Here is an 18,371-nt window from a genome sequence, read left to right on the forward strand (position 1 = left end):
CGTCGCCTTGCCCTCCGTCGTGCGTACGGGGGGTTCGCGGCACGCCTCTCTCCTCGTCCTGTCACGGTCGGAGGTGTTGTTTCCATCCACACTGCATGTGGCCGCGCGGCGTGTGAGCCGGGCGGCCTCCAGGTGGTCCAGGCAGAGGTCGGGGCCGATGACGGGCGTGCCGCCCGCACCGGCGAGGCCGTTCCACGAAGCGTGCTCCGACGGCCCCCGGGGGCTGCTCGACGGGGAGCCCGCCCCCGCCTTCGCCGGCGCCGTCGACCGGGTCGACCTCGGGGCCCCTGCGGTACCCACCGGACGGCCCCGCAAGCGAGTCAGCAGAACTCCCTCAACCGTCCTGCTCGCACGCCACCACGACGACCTTGCCCCACCTACTGCTCGATCTCGCGCCGGGGCACCTGAAAGAGGCCGAGCCGGTGCGCGAGCGCGCCGCGCAACGCAGCGATTCCCATCATGTACTCGCCGTGCGCCCGCCACCGTGCGCGATGCGACCCGCGCCGCCCGCCGACGCCGGAAAGCTCACGCGGACGGCGTCCCGGGGCGCACCGGATCTCCGGCCGGGGCACGCCCGAAGTACGTCCGCGGCCATGCGGTCCGTCGCATGCCCCCCGGAGCACCGCAGGTGGCGGTGCAGTTTCCGGCTCTCTCGCAGCGAGGAAGCCGGGCCCCGTCCCGTGCGGATCCGGCGTTCTCCCACGCGCAGGCCGATGGACCGCCACCCGTTCGTCGAGGCGGAGAACGCACAGGCCACCGCGGCACCGGGCGTGTGAGCACGAAGACCCCCCGGGCCGCCTACTGCACGGGGCTTTCCGAGCGATGCGGTAGGCAGCCAGGGTCTTCGCGTGCGCCGGCCCTCATCCCCCGATGGTGAACCCCGCACGCAGCAGCAGCTCGTCACGCGACGACGGACCGACCAGGAGCTCGAAGGCGCCGGGCTCGACGACACGTTCGCCTTCGGCGTCGACCAGCGTGCACGAGGCGACCGGCAGATCGATCAGGACCTCACGCGACTCGCCCGGCGCGAGCCGCACCTGCTGATAGGCCTTCAGTTCCTTCTCCGCCCATGTCACCGAGGTGACGGTGTCGCTGACGTACACCTGCACCGTCTCCAGGACGGGACGCGTGCCCGTGTTGGAGACCGTGACCCGTGCGTGGACCGCGTCGCCCGCTCCGAGTTCCGCGGCGGGGATCTCCAGGTCCGTGTACTCGACGGTCGTATAACTCAGGCCGTCGCCGAAGGCGAAGGACGGGCTCTGCGTCAGATCCGCGTAGCGCCTGCCGTGCTGGCCACGTACCTGGTTGTAGTACGTCGGCTGTTGCCCTGCGTGACGGGCGAAGGAGATGGGCAGGCGACCGGCCGGCTCGATGAGGCCGAGGACCAGCTCGGCGATCGCCTGTCCGCCGAGCATGCCGGGGTTGAAGGCGTGCACGATCGCTGCGGCGTCGTGCGCGGACGGCGGCAGGACCAGTGGCTTGGAACTGATGACCACGACCACCAGTGGTTTGCCGGTCGCGGCGAGCGCGTCGAGGAGGTCGGCCTGCCCTCCGACCAGCTCCAGAGTCGCCGTCGACTTGCCCTCCCCCACCAGCTCGATCCGGTCGCCCACGACGGCGACGACGTAGTCCGCGGCCTGCGCGCGTGCTACGGCTTCGGCGATCAGTGTCTCCGAGGGCTTCGCGGGCACGACGACCTCGGGGCGGGGCTGCCCGTCCGGGAAGAACGCGCCCTCCGGGTCGGTGTCGACACTCAGGATGTCCGCGCCCCGGGCATGCGACACGCTCCAGCCCTCGGGCACGTGCGCGCGAAGCCCGTCGAGCACGGTGGTGATCATCACGCGCGGCTGGCCCTCGGGGAGCCAGTCGGCCTGGCCGGAGGAGCCGGCCCAGTCGCCGAGCTGAGTCTGGGCGTCGTCGGCGTTGGGGCCGATGACGGCGATCGTGCGCGCCGCGATCTCCGGGCCGGCGACGGCCCGGCCCTCGGCGTCCGCCTCGAATCCCCCCGCGAGGGGAAGGGTGCCGTCGTTGGTGAGCAGGACGAGTGAGCGGCGTGCCGTCTCCAGGTTCAGGACGGCGTGCTCCGCGCTGCCGATCACCTCGGCCTGGCGGGCAGGGTCCGGGCGGCGCGGGTTCTCGAACAGCCCGAGTTCGAACTTGAGCGCAAGGATGCGGCGGACCGCCTTGTCGATCTCCGCCTCGTCGAGGACGCCGCCCTCGACCGCTTCCCTTGCCCCGTCGAAGAACTTCGGCGTCGTCATCACCATGTCGTTGCCCGCGCGGACCGCCGCCGCTGCCGCCTGTGCGTAGTCGCTGTGGATCCGCTGCTCCCACACCATGCGGCCGACGTTGTCCCAGTCGGTCACGAGCGTGCCGGTGTAACCCCACTCGCCGCGCAGTACGTCGTTGAGCAGCCAGTTGTTGACCGTGATCGGGACACCGTCCATGGACTGGTATCCGAGCATGAAAGTACGGCAGCCTTCGCGGGCCACACGTTCGAAGGGAGGCAGGAACCAGGAGCGCAGTTTGCGCCGCGAGATGTCAGCCTCGCTGGCGTCCCGGCCGCCCTGGGTCTCCGAATATCCTGCGAAGTGCTTGGCGCAGGCGAGGATCGCCGTCGGGTCGGAGAGTCCGTCGCCCTGGTAGCCGCGGACCATGGCGGAGGCCAGCTCACCGATGAGGAAGGGGTCCTCGCCGAAGGTCTCGCCGACTCGGCCCCACCGCAGGTCCCGTGCGATGCACAGAACCGGTGAGAACGTCCAGTGCACACCGGTCGCCGCGACCTCCACCGCCGTCGCCCTGGCGACCCGCTCGACGAGGGCGGGGTCCCAGGTCGCAGCCATGCCCAGTTGAGTGGGATAGATCGTCGCGCCCTCCCAGAAGGAGTGCCCGTGGATACAGTCCTCAGCCACCAGGAGCGGGATGCGCAACCGGGACCGATCGGTGAGTTCGGCCGCCTGAAGGACGTTCTCGGACGAGGCGTGGAGGATGGAACCCGCGTGCATGTCGGCGACGACATGCACCCCCTCCTTCGCGTTCAACTGCAGCATCTGGCCGATCTTCTCGGGCAGCGTCATACGGCCGACAAGGTCGTCCACCCGTTCCGTCACGCTCAGAGCAGGGTCGAGATAGCGCGGGGACGACGGAACAGGATGGTCTTTCCCCCCGGACGAACCACTCCCGGCGTCGGCTTGCGGCGTGTTCTCTCCGGCGGCGGTGGTCGTCATCGTCGATGGTCTCCTGTGTCGGAACGGCCCGGTCAGCCATACGGGTCCACCGTATCCTCAATACCGACCTGGTGGTAGGTATTGGCTCTGAGGAACGACCCAGTGGTGCCGTCCGGCACCGCAGGACAAGACCCGGGAGGGTGGCCAGTGACCGCCGAACCAAGAGGCAACTACGCCAAGGGCCGCGCCAAGCGGCTGGAGATCATCGAGCACGCCGTGACCGTGTTCGGAGAGGTCGGCTACCGGGGAGCCTCGTTGCGGGTGATCGCGAACCGCGGAGGCATCTCCCACACCGGTCTGCTTCACCACTTCCCGACCAAGGGGTCCTTGCTGATCGCGGTCCTGGAGCACCGCGACCAGGTGGACGACGTGTGGCTGACCCGCGACGGCGCCACCGGTGTCGAGCAGTTGCGCGGGCTCACGGAACTCGCCGAACTGAACACCACACGCAAAGCGATCGTCGAACTGTTCTCGGTCCTCGCCGCAGAGGCCACATCGCCCGAACACCCCGCTCACAGCTACTTTGTGCGGCGCTACGAGAATTCCGTGTCGTCCATGGCGCTCACCTACACCCTGGCCCGCGAGGAGGGAGTCCTGCGGGCCGGAGTCGACCCGGACACAGCGGCGCAGCAGTTGGTCGCCCTGATGGACGGCCTTCAGGTCCAATGGCTCCTCAGCGGGTGTGTCACCGACATGGCCGGCGTGCTGCGTGCCCACATCGCGGCACAGCTCACTGTGCCCTTCTGAACCCTCAGGAGCCCGGTCGGCAGCGCCTCGGCGTCGAAGAACGACTCTGCGACGCAGGGCACCCCCGCAGCGTCCACCCACAGTGGATACGGCATCCCTTCTGAAGGACGATCAGGGGCGGCCCCCGGGCGTCCAGGCAAGGTCCGCTGCGACGTCGGGGCTCTCGGCAACGACGCGTGAGCGGCCCCGGGCAAGGGCTCGGGGACACAGTGGCACGGCTGCCGGCTGGGGCCCTGCCCTGTTCCATGAGGCCCGGCCCCTGCTCAGCGGGGTGGTCCGAGCAGGCGGCAGACGGTCAACTCGGCCGGCGGCATGCGTGCCGGCGAGGTCCCACCTCACCCCCTTCAGGATGAGATCCAGATCACATTACTCAGCGCCTAGCAAGTCCCCAACTATTCACTGAATACATGTACTTGGTGAATACTGCTGTCCATGAGTACCCGTCACATCGTCCTTGGCTTGCTCGCCACCGGCTCCAGGCATGGATACGACCTCAAGCGCCGGCATGACGAACGCTTCCCGCAGGCCAGGCCACTTGCCTACGGGCAGGTCTACACGACACTGCAGCGGCTGGTGCGGGACGGACTCGCCGAGATCGAGGAGACGAGTTCCGACGGTGGTCCAGAGCGGACGATGTACCGTCGCACGGACGCCGGAGCGCGTGAACTCGCCGATTGGGCAGGGTCCATCACACCGCCCGCACCGTTTGTCGCGAACGAGATCTTCACGAAAGTCATCGTCGCGATCCTGTCCCGCGGTGACCCGGCGGCCTATCTCGCGGCGCAGCGGGCCTCGCACATGCAGCGGATGCGAGAGCTCACGGCAGTGAAATCCACCAAAGGCGCCGATCTCGCCACCGTGCTCTCGGCGGACTACGCCCTCACCCACCTCAACGCCGATCTGCGCTGGATGACGACCACCGCCGACCGGCTCGCCACTCTGACCGCGGAGGTCGAAACAACGTGAATGCCACAGAGCCCGCACCTGGGCAACCGCTCCTCGCCGCCCGGGAACTGTACAAGGCCTACGGCTCGACCCCCGCACTGCGCGGCATGTCGGCAGACCTCCACGCCGGAGAGATCCTCGCTCTGACAGGCCCCAGCGGTAGCGGCAAGTCCACCCTGCTGCACTGCATGGCAGGGATTGTCCGCCCCGATCGCGGGCCGGTGACATACCGCGAAGAGCGCCTCGATCGTGTGCCGGAGAAGCGCCTGAGCGAGCTGCGACGCACCGAGTTCGCGGTGCTGTTCCAGTTCGGGCAGTTGATCCCCGAACTCACCGCGATGGACAACGTCTCCCTGCCGCTGATCCTCAACAAAACAGACCGTCGCGCCGCCCAGGAGCAGGCACGTACGTGGCTGGAGCGATTCGGGGTGCTGGACCGGGCCGAGGCACGCCCCGGTGAACTCAGCGGCGGCCAAGCGCAGCGCGTCGCGCTGGCCCGCGCGCTGGTCACCGGCCCGAAGGTCGTCTTCGCGGACGAGCCGACAGGCGCCCTCGACTCGCTCGCGGGTGAGCAGGTGATGACCGAGCTGACCTCGGCTGCACGGGAGCTGAACGCAGCAGTGCTTCTGGTCACGCACGACGCCACGGTCGCCGCGTACGCAGACCGTGAGATCCGGCTGGCAGACGGCCGCAACGCCGCACTGGAGGTGTCCGCGTGAGGGCGGAACTGCGACTGGCCTGGCTTCTCACCAGTGGTTCTGACCGACGTGAATGGTGGCGGATCGGCCTCACCGGCGTGGGCGCGGCCGGCCTCGCCGCCTGCGGCGGAATGGCCGCAGCCGTTGCGTCCATACGCGGATACGCGAACCTTCCGGTCGCCCACGGCCTGCTGGACAATCCGGGTGAGCGCCGCGGCGTGCTCCTGGCGCTGCTGCTTTTACTGATCCCGGCTCTCGGCTTTCTCGGGCAGTGCGCACGGCTGGGTGCCGTGCATCGCGATCACCGTATGGCGCGGCTGCGGCTGGCAGGCGCCGCTCCGGGGCGAGTGCGGTGGATCGCCGCGCTGGAGTCCGGGTTTGCCTGCCTGGTGGGCTCGGTCCTGGGCGCCGTGGTGGTGGCCGAATGCGTGCTTGGCACGGGCCGGACTCCGGCTCGGCTGTGGTGGGTGATCACTGCTGTCATGCTCGCGGTCCCGGTCATAGGCGTGGTGGTCAGCCTGACCGCCCTGCGCCGGGTGGTCGCCTCACCTCTCGGCGAGGTGCGACGGGTGCCGCGCGGACCGGGCGGGGGTCGAGCCCTCATGTTGGGCGCGATCCTCGTCGCGGCAGCCGTGACCGGTGCCATCCTCATGCTCGCGTACGGCCCTGCGGGGCTCGTGTCCCCGGTCCTGTTCGGCGCGTTGCTCCTGGTCGGCGCGGGGGCCGTGTGCGTAAGCGGTGGCCTGGCCCGGCTGACGGGACGCCGGTACGCGGCGCGCGCCGAGAGTGCGGCCTTGCTGATCGCCGCCGAGCGGCTGTGCGCCGATCCCTGGGCGGCGGCCCGCACCCATGCGGCCGTCCTGCTCGTGACGGTGGTGGCCACCGGCTTGACGGGCGTGCGCGAGGCACTGCTCGATACGCTGAACCACAGCGAGTACGACCACACCAACCTTGACTTCTACACCAGCGGGATCAACCTGGCAGGTGCGGCGGTCCTGGCCGGTCTCCTCATCGTGCTCGTCTCGGTCGCCGTGAGCGCCGCCGAGTCACTGGCGGCCCGGCGCGGGGCACTGGCCCAACAGGTCGCCGCAGGTGTGCCGCGGACGGTTCTCAGCCGCGCAGTGCTCCTCGAAACCGCCCTGCCGTTGGCACCGGCCCTGCTTCTCTCTGGGGCCGCCGGGCTGGCCGTCGGCATCTGGTACATGTCGGTCGCCGAACACGGACTCACCGTGCCGTACTGGGCCCTGGCTGTCCCGCCCCTGTCGCTCACCGCCTGTCTGCTGGCCGCGGCCACGTCGCTGCCCCTGCTACGCCGCGAGACCGATCCGACCGAGCTGAGGCACACCTGACCAGCCGCTGAAGCGTGGCGGCCCAGCAGAAGGGTCGCCGGAGCGTCCGTTGTGCCCGGTCGCTCCGGCGACGACTCCCTCGGCAGTTCTGTATGCGCCTCATTTCGACGACCTGCTCTCTTGCGGTCGATGCGAGCCTGCCGCCGGCTTCACGACCACTCCCTCGCTGCCCGCCTCGCCCCACGCCGGACCGAATCAGCCGAGGGCCACCTGGCCATCTCCCAGGTACGGCAGGAGCGTCCGCGGCGCGTGTACCGCGTACCGCTCGGAGTCTTCCCCGTGCAGGTCCCGCCTCTCGCCCGGCGGCAGATGCGTCAGGTCCCGGCCGCGCTGCCGCTGGACGTCGAGGGCACCGAGCACGGATCACACGTCCCAGATCTGGAACTCCGAGACCTGTCCGGCCGGCCAGCCCGTATTGGCTGTGATGTTCAGACGGAAGTAGCGCTGGGTGGTGGCGGGGAAGGCGATGGTCACGGTGTTGTTGCTGGAGGGGGCGAAGGTGTAGGTCGCGGAGGGCTTCACCGTGGTGAAGTCCGAGCCGTCAGTACTGCCCAGCACCGACACGGTCTGGGCGCGGGTGCCCCACGCAGCGGGGAGCTGGAGGACGACACGGGACGCGCTGCGGGCGGAGCCGAGGTCGACCTGGACCCACTGCGGTAGCTGGTTGTTGCCGCTCTCCCAGTATGTGGACTGGTTGCCGTCGGTCACGTTCGACGAGGGGTAGACGTCGGAGTGACTGGACTCGCTGGTGGCCTTGCCGGCCGCAAGATCGGTGCCGGTGGCGGCGGTGCCATTGCCGGTGAGGGTGATGCGGGTCGGGGTGTTCGAGGCGTTGCTGTTCAGCGTGATCTCGCCGGTACGGGTGCCCGAGCCGGTCGGGGTGAAGGTGACACGGACCGAGCAGGACGAACCGGCGGGGATGGACGAACCGCAGGTGTTGGACTGCCCGAAGTCACCGGATGCGGAGACGCCGGACACGGCGGCCGCTCCCGTACCGGAGTTGGTCACCGTGACGGTCTGTGCGGCGCTGGTGGTGTGTACCGTCTGGCCGGTGAACGCCAGTGCCGCCGGGGAAGCCGACAGCGTAGGCGACTGCGAGCCGCTCGCCGCGGTGAAGCCCAGGTAGTTGATGTTGTAGCCGCCGGTGTCCTCGTTGAGAGTCAGGACCTGTTGACCGGCGGGGAGGGTGACGCGGCTGGTGACGGTGGTCCAGTTCTGCCAGTCGCCAGTGGCCGGGAGGTCGACAGCCCCGGTGAGGTCGGTGCCCGAGGTGTCGGACAGGTGCAGAGCGCCTGTCACAGCGGCAGGCGCTGCGACGCGCAGGCCGAGTGTGTAGGTGCCGGCCCTGGCGACGTTCACGGTGTAGCGGAACCACTGCCCGTCTCCGGTCCAGCCGAGGTCGTAGGCGCCCGCGGAGTCCGAGGTCGCTTCCAGGTCGACGCCGTCGGCTCGGTATCCGTTGGCGTTGCCGTTGACGGCGGTGACGCTGTAGCCCGCACCTTGGCCGCCGGTGTCGTAGTCCTCCGCCTGTACCGTCCCCGGCACCGTGGGGGACGTTCCGCCGTAGGGGCCCTCGGGAGCGGACGGGGGCCAGTTGTTGTCGCTCAGCGTCGCGGTGAACCCGCTGGAGTTGTTGACGAACGCGGAGGCCCCGGAGTGCAGCCCGGTGACGGTGTTGCCGCTGATCGTGGCGGAGCCGGTGGGCGCGGGATAGAACGGTGGCGCGATCGCGATGCCGTTGCGGCCGGGGTTGGTGACGGTGTTGTCCCGCAGCTGGGTGCCGGTGGAGGTGGAGAAGCCGATCCCGTCGTAAAGCGAGTCGGTGACGGTGTTCCCCGTAACGGTGACCTTGTCGACCGTGCCGGTGTTCTGGCCGTCGCCGCCGTTGCCGATGTGGAGGGCGGGCTGGCCCTGGCTGTAGGCGTTGCCTCCGGCGCGGACCACGGTGTTGCCCGACACCGTCGCCGACAGGAGGTCGCTGCCGTTGACCCCGAACCGGCCGGCTCCCAGCCCGATGTAGCGCGCGGTGTCGCTGATGTAGTTGTCGGTGACCTGTTGCCCACTGCCGCCGTAGATTCCGACGCCCTTGCCGCCCCACGGCGCGATCGACGTGTTGTGGCTCACCGTGATGCCGGTCATCGGGTGGTAGTTGGTCTTGGAGCCGTCGCTGTTGGTGTTGTAGTCCACCGAGTTGATGGCGATGGCGTCGTCGCCCGTCCCTCGGACGAAGTTGTTGGTGACGGTCAGGTTGTTCCCGGTGTCGGCCCCCAGGGATACGTTGTTGACGTTGATGCCGTCCGCCCAGACCGCGGTGAGGCGGCTGTTGCGAACGGTGCCCCCGGTGCCCGAGGCCCAGAAGCCGGACATGGTGTGCTGGGTCCAGATTCCGTCGGCCACCCAGTTCGTTCCGGTGGTGTCCATGGCACCACCATCACCCCCTACAGTGCTGCGGCTGACCGCGCTGGCATCGATGTGGAAGTTCTCCACGATGCAGGAGGTCACGCTGAACAGTGCCGCCAACGGAGTGCTGTTGGGTACCGGCACGTCACGGTATATGGTGCTGTACCACATGCCCGCGCCCGCGATCGTGATCCCTCGGGCGTTCAGGCCCGCGGTCCCCTTGACATAGAAGGTGCCCTGCGGGATCCAGAGGGCCTTGCCCTGCGACTGGGCCTGGTCGATGCAGTTCTGGATCGCGGACCGGCTGTCCACCGCCTGGGCGTCCGCGGCTCCGTTTGTCGGATTGTTGTCCGCCACCGCCCCGCAGCTGGTGATCGAGATCGAATTCGCGGGCTGCGTCTGCGGCGCGGGCGGGTTCTCCACGTCGATCGCGTCCACGTCGTAGAAGGACGCACTGTTGGAGGAGTCCTTCCGCAGCGAGAACGTGGCCCCCGGCGGGATCGGCGCTCCGGCGACGAAGGTGTGCGACTCGTCCCAGAAGACCCTCGGATCGCCGTCACCCGGGTTCTGGTCGTCACTGGTGTTGTAGTTGTCGCCGCCCTCGTACACCCAGGTCTGGCGCGAGTTCAGGTCCAGGGCCTGCCGGAACACTCCGTTGACGTACAGGTCCAGCGTCCCGGTGACACCGCCTCCCGACGCCGAATCCGGAATGCTGGCGCGTACGTTGAGGAAGCTGATCGGTTGTCCGGTGGCGTTCGTCCATCCCACCGACTGCCCCGTGCCACCCAGGTGTACGTAGCCGTGACCCGATGCTTCGAGGGCGGCACTCGAGTACTGCGTCGTGGGCGCCGACGTCAACGACGTGACAGCGGCACCCCCGCCCACCGATCCCGCCTCGGCCTCGTAGGTGGAGAACGGCGTCGTCGCACCGACCGCGGCGCTCGCGGCCGGCTCGGGCTTCGCAGCGGGCGCCGTACGGACTGCCCGGGACGCACCGGTCGGTGCCGCCTGCGCCGAGGCGCCCGCCGGCAGGACGGACACGCACAGCGCGCCGAGCGCGGTGGCGGCGATCACCGCCAGCCGTCGTCGGGCGTGGTCCATGCCACGTGGAAATCTGAGGATCTCCCGCATCGGATGCTCCTTCGAGGAACGTGGGAACCGGCGCCCCGACCGTACTGAGCACTCTCGATTCTCGCAATACATGGATCAAGCAAAGAATAAATTACGCAGACGAACGAAAGAACTTGCGTTGAGGTACCGCCCATGCCACCAGCCGAGCCCTCGGATCGCCGGGTGGGACAAGGGGCTCGACACGGGGGTCACCCAGAGGGTCGTCGGCAATGCCCTTCGCCCCGCCAGTTCATGACTGTCGACCACGGACAGGCCGACGTCTCCATCCACACGTGCCCCGACGGCGAGGTGACGTTCGCCCTGTCCGTCGATGCATTCGGGGACGACCCGAACGCACGCGATCCACCCACTCCGCGGTGAACTGATCGTCCAACCCCTGTGGCGGCTGGGGTTCGGCGGCCCCACCGACTCGACCTCACGCACGCGGTCGCTGGTCAACGACGCGTTTTCCCCGATCCGGAGTTACGCGGATCGGCGTACGGTCGGATCGGCGTACGGTCCCCCGTCGCCGTGTCGGACGGCACCGCGGCCCCGATCGGGGCCGGGATCGCCGTCGAACCCCCGTCCACCGGCTGGCGTCCCTCGAAACGCGGCCGCCTCTGCGGATCCCGACGTGGGGAGGGCCGGAGCCGGGGCCGCGTGTGCGGTCCGGACTCCGGCCCTCCCCGGTGCCCGCCGGGGCCGGCGTCACGTGCTCATGCCCGCGGTGAGGATGTCGCCGTCGGACGGGTCGATGAGGATGAAGGAGCCGGTGAGACGCGAGTCGGCGTACCGGTCCATCGGGAGCGGCTCCGAGGTGCGCAGGACGACGGTGCCGATGTCGTTCGCGACCAGCTCGCCGGGGTCGTCCTGGCGCGTCAGGCCCCTGGTGAGGTCGGCGCGGTACGGGATGGCCTCGACGGTGGCCCGCACGGTCCTGGTGCCGTGTTTGAGCAGGACCCGGGCCCCCACGGTGAGCGGACGCCCGTGCAGGTGGCAGGCGGTCGCCTCGAAGCGGCGCGTGGTCGGCGGAGCTGACGCGACCGGGGCGATCACGTCCCCCCGTGAGACGTCCAGTTCGTCGTCGAGGCAGACGGTGACCGACTGCGGCGCCCAGGCGGTGTCCACCGCGCGGCCCAGCACGTCGATGGAGCTGATGGTGCTGGTCGGGCCCGTGGGGAGCACGGAGACCTCGTCGCCGACGTGCAGCACACCGGATGCGACCCGGCCCGCGTAGCCCCGGTAGTCGGGCCGTTCGGCGGTGTGCGGCCGGATGACGTACTGCACCGGGAGACGGCCGGGAGCGCGGGCCGGGTCGTCGCCCGCCTCCACGGTCTCCAGGTGCTCCAGCACGGTGCGGCCGCTGTACCAGTCCATGCGCGCGGACGGCTCGACCACGTTGTCCCCTGCGAGCGCCGAGATGGGGATCGCGGTGGCCTCCGCGACTCCGAGGGAGTCCGTGTACGCCGTGAACTCCTGGGCGATCGTGGCGAAGACGGACTCCGCGTAGCCGACCAGGTCCATCTTGTTCACGGCGAGCACCACGCGCGGGACGCGCAGCAGCGCGGCGATGGCGGCGTGCCTGCGGGTCTGCTCGACGACACCGTGCCGGGCGTCGACGAGGATGACGGCGAGGTCGGCCGTGGAGGCGCCGGTCACCATGTTCCGGGTGTACTGCACGTGTCCGGGGGTGTCGGCGAGGATGAACCGGCGCCGGGCGGTGGCGAAGTAGCGGTAGGCGACGTCGATGGTGATGCCCTGCTCGCGTTCGGCCCGCAGGCCGTCGGTGAGCAGCGCGAGGTCGGGCGCGTCCTGCCCCCGGTCGCGGGAGACGTGCTCGACGGCCTCCAACTGGTCGGACAGGACCGACTTCGAGTCGTACAGGAGACGGCCGACCAGGGTCGACTTGCCGTCGTCCACGGATCCTGCCGTGGCGAAGCGCAGCAGTGAGGCCGCCCTGGGAGGTGCGGCGGTGGTCGTCATGGGGGATGTCACTCTCCTCGTCGTTGGGTGGCTGGGAGGGTCGACCGGGCGCAGGCCGGGCGCCCGGGGACGGCGTGCGGGGAGCAGTGCGAGGCGGGCCGTCGGCGCGGTGGCCGGGCCGTCCGGCCAGGCAGCCCCGATCGTGCGGGCCCCGAGGCGGACCCCGCCACGTCACGCCTGCTCGGGTACGCGGGGTCAGAAGTAGCCCTCGCGCTTGCGGTCCTCCATGGCCGCCTCCGACAGCTTGTCGTCCGCACGGGTCGCGCCGCGCTCCGTCAGCCGCGATGCCGCGACCTCCGCGATGACCTCTTCCGTGGTGGTGGCCTCCGATTCGACGGCACCGGTGCAGGACATGTCCCCGACGGTCCGGTAGCGGACCTGCCGCTGTTCGACGGTCTCGTCCTCCTCGGGACCGCCCCAGTCCCCCGGTGCCAGCCACATGCCGGACCGTTGGAAGACGTCACGGTCGTGGGCGTAGTAGATCGCCGGCAGGTCGATGTCCTGGTGGTCGATGTACTGCCACACGTCCAGCTCCGTCCAGTTGGACAGCGGGAAGACACGGACGTGTTCGCCGGGCGCGTGGTGGCCGTTGTAGAGCTGCCACAGCTCCGGACGCTGGCGGCGGGGGTCCCAGCCGCCGAACTCGTCGCGCAGTGAGAAGATCCGCTCCTTGGCGCGCGCCTTCTCCTCGTCCCTGCGTCCGCCGCCGAACACCGCGTCGAAGCGGCCCTCGTTGATCGCGTCCAGCAGGGGCACGGTCTGCAGGGGGTTGCGCGTTCCGTCGGGGCGCTCGCGCAGCCGCCCGTCATCGATGTAGTCCTGCACGGACGCGACGTGCAGCCGCAGACCGTACTCCTCGACCGTGCGGTCCCGGTGGTCGAGGACCTCCGGGAAGTTGTGACCGGTGTCGACGTGCAGCAGGCCGAACGGCAGCGGGGCCGGCGCGAACGCCTTGCGCGCGAGGTGCAGCATGACGATGGAGTCCTTGCCGCCGGAGAAGAGGATCACCGGCCGTTCGAACTCGCCGGCGACCTCTCGGAAGATGTGCACCGCCTCCGATTCGAGCGCGTCGAGGTGCGACAGCGCGTACGGGTCTTCCGTGCGTTCGGCGTCCTGGGCGTGCCGGCCGTCCCTGGTGAGGCGGGCCTCGACAGTGGTCATGCCAACTCCTTCCGTATCAGCAGTTCGTGCAGCGCGTCGACCGAGTCGGCCGCATTCTCGGCCTGGGTCTCGATCCGCAAGTCGGGTGCCTCGGGTGCTTCGTAGGGGTCGTCCACTCCTGTCAGGCCCGTGACCCGGCCGACCGCCTGCCCGGCGTACAGGCCCTTCACGTCACGCTGTGAGCAGACCTCGACGGGGGTGGCGACATGCACCTCCAGATAGGGGGTCGCCGTCGTCTCGTGGCGGCCACGCACCTCCTGCCGGGAGTCCGCGTAGGGCGCGATCACCGGGACGAGTACCAGCACGCCGTTGCGTGCCAGTGTCTGCGCGACCAGACCGATGCGCTGGACGTTGAGATGGCGGTCCTCGCGGGAGAAGCCGAGGCCGGCGGACAGGAACCGGCGGATCTCGTCGCCGTCGAGTACTTCCACCCGACGCCCTTCGTGCCTGAGCCGCTCGGCCAGTGCGTGGGCGATGGTGCTCTTTCCCGCGCTCGGCAGGCCGGTGAGCCATACGGTCGCGCCGGGCCAGCAGGTGCAGAACGGGGGTGCTGTCACCGCCTGGTCATTCTTCACGGCGGCCTCCGGCAGTGGGCGCCTCTTCGTCGCCCGGTCCTTCTGTGCCCACGGCGGATCCTTCTCCTGCGGGCAGGTCCGACAGTTCGCTCAGCGCCTTCGTCAGTACGGCGATCCCGCGCAGGTACTCGTTCACGAGGGCGTACTCGTTGTCACTGTGGTCCAGGGCGCTGTCCCCGGGGCCGTAGGTCGCCATGGGGATGTCCCAGGCCTCGGCAAGTGTGTTCATGTCGGACGTGGCCGTCTTCACAGCCGGACGCGGTGTGCCGCCGAGCGAGCGGATGCCCGCGCTGAGGGCGCGGACGACCGGGCCCCTGCGATCCGTCCGCACCGCCCGTACGCCGTTGACGACCTGCAGTTCCCCGCCCCTGGCGCGCTCGCGCAGGGCGGCCACGAAGGCGCCCTGGTCGAAGCCGGTGGGGGTGCGGACACTGATGTCCAGTTCGGCGTCCTCGGCGTCGCCCCGCATGCCGACGAGCGTGGCGCCGGGCGTCGAGAACGAGCCGTGGCCCTGGTCGGGGCCGAGCAGTTCCAGGACGTCCTGCCAGAGCGCGGCGGCGCATTCGGACGCCTTCTCCACGGGGTTGCTGGGGTGCGTGGCCGGGCGGTGGACCCGGTAGGCCAGGTCGAGTTTGCCCTTGTAGCCGATGACGATGCCGGGCCAGCCGCTGGGTTCGCCGACGACGAGAGCGTCGGGCCGCGGCAGCGTACGGCCGATGTGCACTGCTCCGCGGGAGCACGGGGTCTCCTCCTCGACCACTCCCACGACCGTCAGGCGGCCGGGGAAGTCGCGGTGTGCGGCGACCGCGCGGATCATTGCGGCAAGGGGGCCCTTGGCGTCCACGGAGCCACGCCCGTAGAGGCGATCGCCCTCGCGGCGCACGGGCACCGCGCCGGGGACGGTGTCCATGTGTCCGAGCAGCATGATGTGCGGTCCGGGGCGCGCGGGGGTCTCGCCGATGGCGTTGCCCGCTTCGTCGATCCGGGCACAGAGGCCGAGTCCGGTCATGACGCCGGTCAGATGGCGCGCGATCCTGTGCTCCTCGCCGGAGGGCGAGGGGATGTCCAGCATGGACCGCAGCATGTCCACGGCCTCGTCGGGGTCCGTGCCGAGGAGCGCCGGGGCCGGCTCCGTGGACGGGGAGATGTCGGTGGTCATCGGTTGCTCCCGTCGCTGTGCGCTCGGGTACGGGTTTCCCGCGCCGGTTCGGGGCGCCCGTCGGAGCCCGGTTCCGGTGCGAGATGCACCGTCGTACCGGCTCCGTCGAGCGCGTCGCCGACCGGCCGCTCGCCCCTGCCGTCGGCCACGGTCACCTCGTCGACTCCTCCGGTCAGTGCCTCGCGCGCCGCCACGAGCTTGATCGCCATGCCGCCCTTGGCGAACTTCCCCGGCCGGCCTGCCGCGTTGACGTCGTAGTCGGTCAGCACGCTGTCCTCGTCGTGCGGATCGGCGAGCACACCGGAGGCGCCGGTGAGCAGCACCAGCCGGTCGGCGCCGAGAGCGGCGGCGAGCGCCGCGGCGACCCGGTCGGCGTCGGCGTTGACGGTCACGCCCTGTTCGTCCACCGCGGGGGGTGAGACGACGGGCACGTAGCCCTGCGTGAGCAGCGCCGAGACGAGTTCGCCGCGTACCGCCTGGATACGCCCGCTGCGGTCGTCACGCACGACCACGGTGCGGCCGTCGACCACCGCCTTCTGCCCGGTCCTGCGGCGGGTGCGTATCAGGCTGCCGTCCACGCCGGTCAGGCCGACCGCCTCGACGCCGTTGCGGATGAGTTCGCTGACGAGCCTGGGTTTGACCGAGCCGGCCAGTGCGAGCGTCACCACTTCCAGGGTGGCATCGTCGGTCCGGCGTGTGGAGACGCCGTCCGGCGAGACGAGGCGGCGCTGCGGTACGCCGAGTTCGTCGGCGAGCCGGTCGATCTCGGCGGAGCCGCCGTGCACCAGCACGAGGCGGTGGCCGGCGCGGACCAGTTCGGCGACGTCCGCGCACACGCTGTCGGCGTCCACTTCGCTGTTGCCCCCGCACTTGACGACGAGCAGCTTCGACGCGTCGTCCGAGCCGCTCCTGTCCTGTGCCTCCTCCTCGTCCTCGGGCTCCTTCTCCGGTTCGTCCGGTGAGATGTGCCGCCACGTACCCCGCGGATTCCCGTGTGTGGTTCCCGGCACGTCCGTGCCACTGATCGTGGTCATGTCCCTCTCCCAGTTCACGTCCTTGTGTCCTTCGGAAGGTGTGTCCGGCGGATGTGCGCGCCGGACGGCGCCGTGTCCGCCCGGGCGGTCCGGCTCACACCGGGTGCAGCCCCGGGAAGCCAAGCCCGTGGTTCTCGGGCCAGCCCATCCGCAGGTTGAGGCACTGCACGGCGTTGCCCGCGCCGCCCTTGACGAGGTTGTCCAGCGCGGCGGCGGCGACCAGCCGGCCCGAGCCGGGGTCGAAGGCGTGCCCGACGTCGCAGAAGTTGGAACCGAGCAGGATCTTGGGTTCCGGATAGCGATAGGTGCCCCGCTTGTGGGCCACCAGCCGTACGAACGGCTCGTCGGCGTACGCCTCGCGGTACGCGGCCCGTACCGCCTTCTCCTCGGTGCCCTCGCGGAGGGTGGTGTGGCACAGGACCTGCACGCCCCGCACCGCCTCCACTCCGGTCGCCGTCATATGGGCGTCAAGACCCGTGTGCTGAGTCACCTCTGCCTCATGACGATGCGTCAGCGGCGCGAACAGCCGCATGGCGCCGCTGCGTTCGGCGTGGAGATTGGCGTTCCCGGCGCCGGTGCCGGACCCGCTGGATCCGGTACGGCCGTCCACCAGTACGGACGACTCGGCCAGTTTCGCCTGGGCGAGCGGGTGCAGTGCGAGGATCGCGGCGTTGGCCATGCAGCCGGGGACGCTGATCATGCGCGCGGTGCGCAGCCGCTCCCGGTGCAGCTCGGGGATGCCGGGGACGAAGTCGTCGAGCAGGCCGGGCGCCTCGTGGGCGAGACCGTAGTGACGCTCGTAGACGTCGCCGTCGCGCAGCCGGAAGTCGCCCGACAGGTCGATCAAGGTGTCCGCGCGCCCGGCCCAGGTGCGCACCAGTTCCATCGTGGAGCGGTGCGGTGTGGCCAGGAGGACCACGTCGCAGTCGGCCGCCCGCTCGGCGTCGCAGAAGGTGAGGTCGGTGACCGAGCGGAGATTGGGATGCACACTGTCAACGCGTTTGCCCGGGAAGCGCGAGGACACCGCGGCCGCCACCTCTGTTTCCGGGTGGCCGAGGAGCAGCCGCAGCAGCTCGCCGCCGATATAGCCGGCCGCGCCGAACACCGCTGCCCTGATCATGTGTTCACCTCCAGCACGAGTCGGTCGACGATCTCCTGGGCCACGTCGGTCCGGTCACCGTGCGCGTGCTGGAAGCCCTTGAACTCGACTCCGTGATTGACCTCCAGCACGTACGGGCGGCCGTCGCGGTCCTCGACGAGGTCGACGCCGGCGATCTGCGCGCCGGTCTCCTTCGCGGCGGCCGCGGCGGGTGCGGCGATGTCCGGGGTCAGCTCGCATGGTTCCGTTGTGCTGCCGCGCGCCACGTTGGTGCGCCATTCGTCCGACCTGCGGTAGACGGCGCCGATGGGGGTGCCTCCGACGACGATCACCCGGATGTCCCGGTCCGGCTTGTCCACGTAGCTCTGCAGGTAGACCAGCTTGGCCTGGGGCGAGGGCAGCGCGTCGCAGTACTCCAGCACCGTGCGCAGCGCTGCCGCGTCGGGCAGGAGCGCCACGCGCCGGCCCCACGAGCCGACCAGGGGCTTGAGCACCACCGGGTAGCCGAGCCGCTCCGCCGCCTCCTCGCCGGCCTCCGCGGTCAGGGCGAGGGCGGCGGGCGGGGTGGGTATGCCGGCCGCGCGCAACGCGAGCGACGTACGCCACTTGTCGCCGCAGGTCTCCACGGCGGCGGCCGAGTCGAGGACGGGAACGCCCATGGCTTCGAAGGTCAGGGCCGCGTAGAGCGCGCGGGTCGCGGAGATCTCCCGGTTGAGCACCAGGTCCCACGGCGGGCGGCCGTCGTCCAGGTGCTGGTGCACCGTCCGCGCGTCGATGAGTGTACGAGGGATTCCCCGGCGGTCCAGGGCCTCCAGGATCCGCTTCTCCTCGAAGCGGACCCGGGAGGCCAGCAACGCCGTCCGGGGCGCTGGGGTGGGCCTCAC

14 protein-coding genes are annotated in these 18,371 nt (G+C 70.3%); 4 read left to right on the top strand and 10 right to left on the bottom strand.

Annotated features, from left to right (window positions below):
- Nucleotides 1-860 precede the first annotated feature (860 nt).
- Nucleotides 861-3,227: a glycoside hydrolase family 3 N-terminal domain-containing protein gene (locus tag OG310_RS01505; protein WP_329454033.1), complete on the bottom strand. Its 2,367-nt coding sequence runs from the start codon at nucleotides 3,225-3,227 to the stop codon at nucleotides 861-863.
- A 147-nt stretch (nucleotides 3,228-3,374) separates the two neighbouring features.
- Here OG310_RS01505 and OG310_RS01510 point away from each other — a divergent pair, with 147 nt between their 5' ends.
- From OG310_RS01510 to OG310_RS01525, 4 genes are all read left to right on the top strand, one after another.
- Entirely contained in the window at nucleotides 3,375-3,974 is a 600-nt protein-coding gene (locus tag OG310_RS01510; protein WP_329454034.1) for a TetR/AcrR family transcriptional regulator, read from the top strand.
- A 432-nt stretch (nucleotides 3,975-4,406) separates the two neighbouring features.
- Nucleotides 4,407-4,940, top strand: coding sequence for a PadR family transcriptional regulator (locus tag OG310_RS01515; RefSeq protein ID WP_329454035.1), 534 nt, complete (start codon nucleotides 4,407-4,409; stop codon nucleotides 4,938-4,940).
- Complete coding sequence (locus OG310_RS01520; protein ID WP_329454036.1) at nucleotides 4,937-5,638, top strand: ABC transporter ATP-binding protein; 702 nt, start codon at nucleotides 4,937-4,939, stop codon at nucleotides 5,636-5,638. The genes OG310_RS01515 and OG310_RS01520 overlap by 4 nt, the downstream gene beginning before the upstream one ends.
- Nucleotides 5,635-6,966, top strand: coding sequence for an ABC transporter permease (locus OG310_RS01525; RefSeq protein ID WP_329454037.1), 1,332 nt, complete (start codon nucleotides 5,635-5,637; stop codon nucleotides 6,964-6,966). The genes OG310_RS01520 and OG310_RS01525 overlap by 4 nt, the downstream gene beginning before the upstream one ends.
- Before the next feature lie 195 nt (nucleotides 6,967-7,161).
- Here the strand turns inward: OG310_RS01525 and OG310_RS01530 are convergent, their stop codons facing one another.
- The 9 genes from OG310_RS01530 to OG310_RS01570 all read right to left on the bottom strand — a co-directional run bounded on the left by OG310_RS01530 (nucleotide 7,162) and on the right by OG310_RS01570 (nucleotide 18,371).
- Nucleotides 7,162-7,326: a hypothetical protein gene (locus OG310_RS01530; protein WP_329454038.1), complete on the bottom strand. Its 165-nt coding sequence runs from the start codon at nucleotides 7,324-7,326 to the stop codon at nucleotides 7,162-7,164.
- A 3-nt stretch (nucleotides 7,327-7,329) separates the two neighbouring features.
- Nucleotides 7,330-10,497 (bottom strand): discoidin domain-containing protein, encoded by a 3,168-nt coding sequence (locus OG310_RS01535; protein ID WP_329454039.1) that lies wholly within the window; start codon nucleotides 10,495-10,497, stop codon nucleotides 7,330-7,332.
- A 687-nt stretch (nucleotides 10,498-11,184) separates the two neighbouring features.
- Nucleotides 11,185-12,459 (bottom strand): sulfate adenylyltransferase subunit 1, encoded by a 1,275-nt coding sequence (locus OG310_RS01540; RefSeq protein ID WP_329454040.1) that lies wholly within the window; start codon nucleotides 12,457-12,459, stop codon nucleotides 11,185-11,187.
- 195 nt (nucleotides 12,460-12,654) lie between these two features.
- The gene (gene cysD / locus OG310_RS01545) at nucleotides 12,655-13,620 is read right to left on the bottom strand and encodes a sulfate adenylyltransferase subunit CysD (RefSeq protein WP_329454041.1); all 966 of its coding nucleotides are present in this window, start codon (nucleotides 13,618-13,620) and stop codon (nucleotides 12,655-12,657) included.
- Nucleotides 13,617-14,195, bottom strand: coding sequence for an adenylyl-sulfate kinase (gene cysC / locus OG310_RS01550; protein ID WP_329454042.1), 579 nt, complete (start codon nucleotides 14,193-14,195; stop codon nucleotides 13,617-13,619). The genes cysD and cysC overlap by 4 nt, the downstream gene beginning before the upstream one ends.
- Nucleotides 14,185-15,354, bottom strand: coding sequence for a M20/M25/M40 family metallo-hydrolase (locus OG310_RS01555; protein ID WP_329454043.1), 1,170 nt, complete (start codon nucleotides 15,352-15,354; stop codon nucleotides 14,185-14,187). The genes cysC and OG310_RS01555 overlap by 11 nt, the downstream gene beginning before the upstream one ends.
- Nucleotides 15,351-16,388: a [LysW]-aminoadipate kinase gene (locus OG310_RS01560; RefSeq protein WP_329454044.1), complete on the bottom strand. Its 1,038-nt coding sequence runs from the start codon at nucleotides 16,386-16,388 to the stop codon at nucleotides 15,351-15,353. Before OG310_RS01560 ends, OG310_RS01555 begins: the two co-directional genes overlap by 4 nt.
- 94 nt (nucleotides 16,389-16,482) lie before the next feature.
- Nucleotides 16,483-17,508: an N-acetyl-gamma-glutamyl-phosphate reductase gene (gene argC / locus OG310_RS01565; RefSeq protein ID WP_329454045.1), complete on the bottom strand. Its 1,026-nt coding sequence runs from the start codon at nucleotides 17,506-17,508 to the stop codon at nucleotides 16,483-16,485.
- Nucleotides 17,505-18,371, bottom strand: coding sequence for a RimK family alpha-L-glutamate ligase (locus OG310_RS01570; RefSeq protein ID WP_329454046.1), 867 nt, complete (start codon nucleotides 18,369-18,371; stop codon nucleotides 17,505-17,507). Before OG310_RS01570 ends, argC begins: the two co-directional genes overlap by 4 nt.

This window comes from Streptomyces sp. NBC_01497 (genome assembly GCF_036250695.1).
Lineage (GTDB): Bacteria > Actinomycetota > Actinomycetes > Streptomycetales > Streptomycetaceae > Streptomyces.